At 74.2% G+C, this 5,521-nt stretch carries 5 protein-coding genes and 1 riboswitch; of the genes, 2 read left to right on the forward strand and 3 right to left on the reverse strand.

The window, feature by feature from the left end:
* Positions 1–116: 116 nt before the first annotated feature.
* From ABZW03_RS36425 to ABZW03_RS36435, 3 genes are all read right to left on the reverse strand, one after another.
* Positions 117–1,178, reverse strand: coding sequence for a prenyltransferase (locus ABZW03_RS36425; protein WP_355268420.1), 1,062 nt, complete (start codon positions 1,176–1,178; stop codon positions 117–119).
* On the reverse strand, positions 1,175–1,987 hold the full coding sequence (locus ABZW03_RS36430) for a class I SAM-dependent methyltransferase (RefSeq protein WP_355268423.1): 813 nt from the start codon (positions 1,985–1,987) through the stop codon (positions 1,175–1,177). The genes ABZW03_RS36425 and ABZW03_RS36430 overlap by 4 nt, the downstream gene beginning before the upstream one ends.
* A gap of 187 nt (positions 1,988–2,174) precedes the next feature.
* Positions 2,175–3,485, reverse strand: coding sequence for a glycosyltransferase family 4 protein (locus ABZW03_RS36435; protein WP_355268426.1), 1,311 nt, complete (start codon positions 3,483–3,485; stop codon positions 2,175–2,177).
* A 268-nt stretch (positions 3,486–3,753) separates the two neighbouring features.
* Between ABZW03_RS36435 and ABZW03_RS36440 the strand changes: the two genes are divergently transcribed.
* Positions 3,754–4,350, forward strand: coding sequence for a TetR family transcriptional regulator (locus ABZW03_RS36440; protein ID WP_355268429.1), 597 nt, complete (start codon positions 3,754–3,756; stop codon positions 4,348–4,350).
* Between the two features lie 165 nt (positions 4,351–4,515).
* Positions 4,516–4,598: riboswitch (cobalamin riboswitch) on the forward strand.
* A gap of 184 nt (positions 4,599–4,782) precedes the next feature.
* Positions 4,783–5,521, forward strand: a 739-nt coding sequence (locus ABZW03_RS36445; protein ID WP_355268432.1) for a prenyltransferase/squalene oxidase repeat-containing protein, incomplete at its 3' end; no start/stop codon positions are given.

Here is a 5,521-nt window from a genome sequence, read left to right on the forward strand (position 1 = left end):
GGCCGCGAAGCCCTCCTCGGGCACGGTCAGCCGCAGCAGCGAGCGGATCGCGTCCTCGTGGACGGCCAGCACCGTGCCGGAGCGGAACGGCGTGTACGGGTAGAAGGCCCGCGAGATCAGCAGCAGTCCTCGACCACCAGCCCGGCCGGCAGCTGCTCCCCGCCGAAGACCGACACCGTCGCCGGGTCCCCGCCGAGCGCCGCCACCGCGAGCAGCAGCGCCCCGGCCGTCCAGGTGGTGCGCTCCTCCGGCCAGATCGCGTCGTCCTCGAACACGTACCCGGTCCAGTACGAGCCGTCCTCGTGCCGCAGGTGCTTCTGGATCCAGCGCAGGATGTCCACCGCGCGGTCGGACTGGCCGATCGCCCAGAGCGCGAGCGCCAGCTCGGCGCTCTCCCCGCCGGTCACCCACGGGCGGTCGCTGACGCAGCGCACGCCGAGGCCGGGGACGACGAAGCGCTCCCAGTCCCGCTCGATCCGGTCCAGCGCCGCCTGGCCGCGCAGGCCGGTGCCGAGCACCGGGTAGTACCAGTCCATCGAGTAGCGGTCCTTGTCCAGGAACCGCTCGGGGTGGTGGGAGACGGCGTGCCCCAGCCGCCCGGCCGCGAGCTCCCAGTCGGGCTGCGGCTCCTCCAGGTACTCGGCGACGGCCAGGCCGCAGCGCAGCGCGTGCAAGATGCTGGACGAGCCGGTGAGCAGCGCCTCGTCGGTGGCGGTGCCGTCCTCGTCGACCCGCCAGGCGATCGGGCCGCCGGGCAGCCGCAGCCCGACGATGAAGTCCAGGGCGCGCCGGACGACCGGCCAGATCCACTCCAGGAAGGCGTCGTCGCCGGTGCTGAGGTGGTGGTGCCAGACCCCGACCGCGATGTACGCGCAGAAGTTGCTCTCCTTGGCCCGGTCGGTGACCACGCCGTCGGTGTAGGCGGCGTACCAGGAGCCGTCCGGGTTCTGGGTCGCGGCGAGCCAGCGGTAGGCGGCCTCGGCGGCGGCGTGCTCGCCGGCCGTGTCGAGGGCCATCGCGGCCTCGGTGTGGTCCCAGGGGTCGAGGTGGTGGCCGGCGAACCAGGGTATGGCGCCGTCGGGGCGCTGCTCGGCCAGGATGCTGCGCACGGTGTCGGCGGCCTGCTCGGCGTCGAGCACCCCGTCGAGCAGCAGCACCTCGGGGACGGCGGCGGTCATGCCTCCGCCCGCTGGGGCTCGACGCGGTCCGGGTCGGACGTGCCGCGGTCCGGCTCGGACGTGCCGCGGTTCGGGTTGGACGCGCCGCGGTTCGGCTTGGAGGCGTACGCGACGAAGCTCTTGCCGATCACCGGGTTGAGCGCCTTCTCGGCGGCCTTGGTGAGCTTGCTGATCACCGGGGTGCCGACGATGTCCCAGACCAGCAGCTGGTGGTACGCCTTGACCGGCAGCGCCTTGTCGTTGTCGACGCCGACCGCGCACTTGATCCACCAGTACGGCGAGTGCAGCGCGTGGGCGTGGTGGGTGCCGTACGGCTCCAGGCCGGCGTCCTTGAGCTTGCCGAGCAGCTCGTCGCCCCGGTAGATCCGGATGTGGCCGCCCTCGACCTCGTGGTACTCGTCGGACAGCGCCCAGCAGATCTTCTCCGGCAGCCAGCGCGGCACGGTGACGGCGAGCAGGCCGCCCGGCTTGAGGACCCGGAACATCTCGTTGAGCACGCCCTTGTCGTCCGGGATGTGCTCCATCACCTCGGAGATGATGATCTTGTCGAAGTACTCGTCCTCGAACGGCAGCGCCAGCGCGTTGCCCTCCATCGCGACCGCCGACGCGCCCTCGGGGGCCTCACCGGCCTGCTCCATCGCCGCGAACCACTTCCTGACCTCGGCGATCTCCTCGGCGTTCTGGTCGAGGGCGATCACGTTGGCGCCGCGGCGGTAGCACTCGAACGCGTGCCGGCCCCCGCCGCAGCCCAGGTCGAGCACCCGGTCGCCGGGGGCGAGCGGGAAGCGCGAGAAATCGACGGTCAGCACTGCTGGACTCCCATTCCTATTGCTGCCAAGCGTTCTTGACGCTTCGTCATGCCTCGATCGGGCCGGCCGGCGCAGGCACCGCCCGACGCGCTGGTCGACCCGACGCACTTCGTCGACCCGGAGCGCCGTCACCTCGGGGCGCCGCCACGCGCCGCTCCGGCCACGTACCGCTCAGGCCACGTACCGCTCAGGCCACGTACCGCCAGCCCGGTCCCGAGCGGGCCCGGGCGCCGGCGCCGGTGGCGACCGCCGCGCGGTACGCCTCGGCGGTCAGCTCGGCCGCCCGCTCCCAGGTGAACCGGGCGAGCACCCGCTCCCGTCCGGCCGCGCCGAGCCGGGCCCGCAGGTCCGGGTCGTCCAGCAGCCGGCCGAGCGCGGCGGCCAGCGCGTCCGCCTCCCCCGGCGGCACCGCCAGGCTGGTCTCGCCGTCCGGCCCGGCCACCTCGGGGATCGCCCCGCCGGTGGTGGCGACCAGCGGGGTGCCGGTGGCCATCGCCTCGGCGGCGGGCAGCGAGAAGCCCTCGTAGAGCGAGGGGACGCAGGCGACCTCGGCCGAGCGGTAGAGGTCGACCAGCTCCCGGTCGGTCAGCCCGCTGCGGAACTCGATGTGCTCGGCCAGCCCGAAGCGGCGCACCGCCTCGGCCACCGGCCCGTCCTCCTTCTGCGGCTTGCCGACCACCACCAGGTGGGCGTCGCGCTCGGTGCGGACCTTGGCGAGCGCCTCGACCAGGAAGACCAGGCCCTTCAGCGGGACGTCCGCGCTGGAGGTGGTGACGATCCGGCCGGGGACGCGCCCGACCTCCGCCGAGGGCGACCAGAGCCGGGTGTCGGCGCCGATCGGCACCACCGAGATCGCGCCGGGCGCGACGCCCAGGTGCTGGGCTATCTCGCGCTGCGAGGTGCCGGAGACGGTGATCACGTGGTCCAGCCGGGCGGCGACCCGGCGCTGCATCCGGGTGAAGGCGTACCAGCGGCGCAGCGAGAGCCGCTTGAGGCGGGTGGTGGCGGCGTCCAGCTCCAGCTGCCGGTCCACGGTGATCGGGTGGTGGATCGTGGTGACCAGCGGGAAGCCGTGCCGGGCCAGGCCGAGCAGTCCGTAGCCGAGGGTCTGGTTGTCGTGCACCACGTCGTAGCGGCCCTTGTGGGCGGCCAGGTAGCGGCGGGCGCGCAGCGAGAAGGTCAGCGGCTCGGGGAAGCCGCCGGTGCGCATGGTGGCGAACTCCAGCACGTCCACCGGGTCGCGGAACTCGCCGCGGGCCGGGGTGCGGAAGGGGTCGTCGGCGCGGTAGAGGTCCAGGCTGGGCAGCTCGACCAGGCGCACCGAGCCGGGGCCGTCGACCTCGTCCAGCACCGGGTACGGCTGGGCGCCGATCACGTCCACGTGGTGGCCGAGCCGGGCGAGCTCGCGGGAGAGGTGCCGTACGTACACGCCCTGACCACCGCAGAAGGGGTCACCTCGGTACGACAGCAGGGCAATCCGCAGCGGCTGCGCGGTCATCCTGGGCCCTCTTCTCTAGCTGCTATCGGTGCTGCCGGTCGTGCTTCCGGTCCTGCTTCCGGTCGCTAAAGTAGATCAGGTTTCACCGGCTGGGGAACTCGTCGTCGACCACGTGAACAAGGAGAGACCTCGAAGATACCGGCCCGTAGCTTTCCCTCAGGAGCCAGGGCTGGTGATTCCCGCCACGCCGGATCCTGCCGACCATGTGGAGCACGCCGCCACTCTCGCCCGCCCGGGAGCACCCTTGCCGCCACCCCCTCCTCCGACGATGCCGCCGCTGTCGCCCCCGGGCGAGCCGCCGCTGACCGCCCGCCAGGCCGAACGCCGCCGGCGCATCCTGCGGGCCGCCACCGCGCTGGCGGTGCGGGGCGGCTACGAGGCGGTGCAGATGCGGGAGGTCGCGGAGAGCGCGCAGGTCGCCCTCGGCACGCTCTACCGGTACTTCCCGTCCAAGGTGCACCTGCTGGTGGCGGTGATGCTGGAGCAGCTGCAGGGCCTGCAGGAGCACATCCGGCGGCACCCGCCGACCGACCCCGAACCGGCCCCGCGGGTCGCCGACACGCTCACCCGAGCCTTCCACGCGCTGCAGCGCGAGCCGCTGCTGGCCGAGGCGATGGTCCGGGCGCTGTCCTTCGCGGACCGCTCGGTCGGGGCCGAGGTGGACCAGGTCAGCGTCGCCACCGGGCAGCTCATCCTGGACGCGATCGGCCAGTCCGGACCGCCCACCGAGAGCCAGCGCGCGGCGGTGCGGGTGATCGAGCACACCTGGCACTCGGCGCTGGTCGCCTGGCTCTCCGGCCGCGCCTCGATCGCCGAGGTACGGGCCGACCTGCACACCGCGGCCCGGCTGCTCACCCTGCCGTGACCGGCCGCCCGGGCGGGCACTGACTGGAACCTGTTCCTGCCGCTCCCCTTTGCCGCCTCCCCTGCCGCTCCCTGCCGTGATCGGGGCCGCTCGGGCCGCTCGGCGCGCTCCGGCGGCTAGAGTCGACGGGCAGCACAACTCCATCTCCATCCCGCTCCTCCTCCGGGGAAAGCCGGTGCGAATCCGGCGCTGACCCGCAGCCGTGAGTCCGGCGCCGCGTGCGGCCGCCCGGGCGAGTCGGAACACCCGGGGAGGGGCGAGCGGCGGGGCGTGGCCGACCGTTCGCGTCGCGGAGCCGACGGGAACCGCCCGGCAGCGCCCCGGTCCGGGCGCACGCGCCCGGCACCGTCGAGGCCTCGCGCCCGACACCGTCGAGGACTACGGAACGGCCCCGCCCGGGCCACCACCGCTCACCGAAAGGCACACCCGACCATGCTGACCGCCGCCCGCCTGGGCGCCGCCGCCCTGTCCGCCGCGCTGCTCACCGGCCTCGCCGCCGGCCCGGCCCTCGCCGACGTCGCCCCGCCCACCGTCCCGGACGGCCTGTACGGCAAGAGCGACCCGACGTACGACGGCGTCTGGCGGCAGTCCCTCGCGCTCACCGCGCTGGCGGCGGCCAAGATCACCCCGGCCGACTCCGCGGTCGGCTGGCTCACCGGCCAGCAGTGCGAGGACGGCGGCTGGCCCTCCTACCGGAACGCCGGCGCCGCCTGCGACGCCAAGTTCGAGGACAGCAACGCCACCGCCGTCGCCGTCCAGGCCCTGGTCGCCCTCGGCGGGCACCAGGACGCCGTCGACAAGGGCGTCGCCTGGCTCAAGGCCAACCAGAACGCCGACGGCAGCTGGGCCTACAACCCGGGCAACCCGGGCGACGCCAACTCCACCGGGCTCGCCGTCAACGCGCTGTTCGCCGCGAAGACCGACCCGGCGGGCGTCGCCAAGGCCGGCAAGTCCGCCTTCGACGGGCTCGCCCTGTTCCAGCTCGGCTGCGCGGCCCCCGCCGACCAGCGCGGCGCCTTCGCCTACCAGCCCGACCCGGCCGGCGGCGCCCTCACCCCGAACGCCCTGGCCAGCGGCGATGGCCTACTACGGCGCGACCAGGGCCGGCGCCACCGTCACCACCGTCTCCTCCTTCGCCACGCCTGTCGACCTGGCCGGCCAGCTGCGCGAC

It is taken from the genome of Kitasatospora sp. NPDC004799, assembly GCF_040609095.1.
Taxonomy (GTDB): domain Bacteria; phylum Actinomycetota; class Actinomycetes; order Streptomycetales; family Streptomycetaceae; genus Kitasatospora.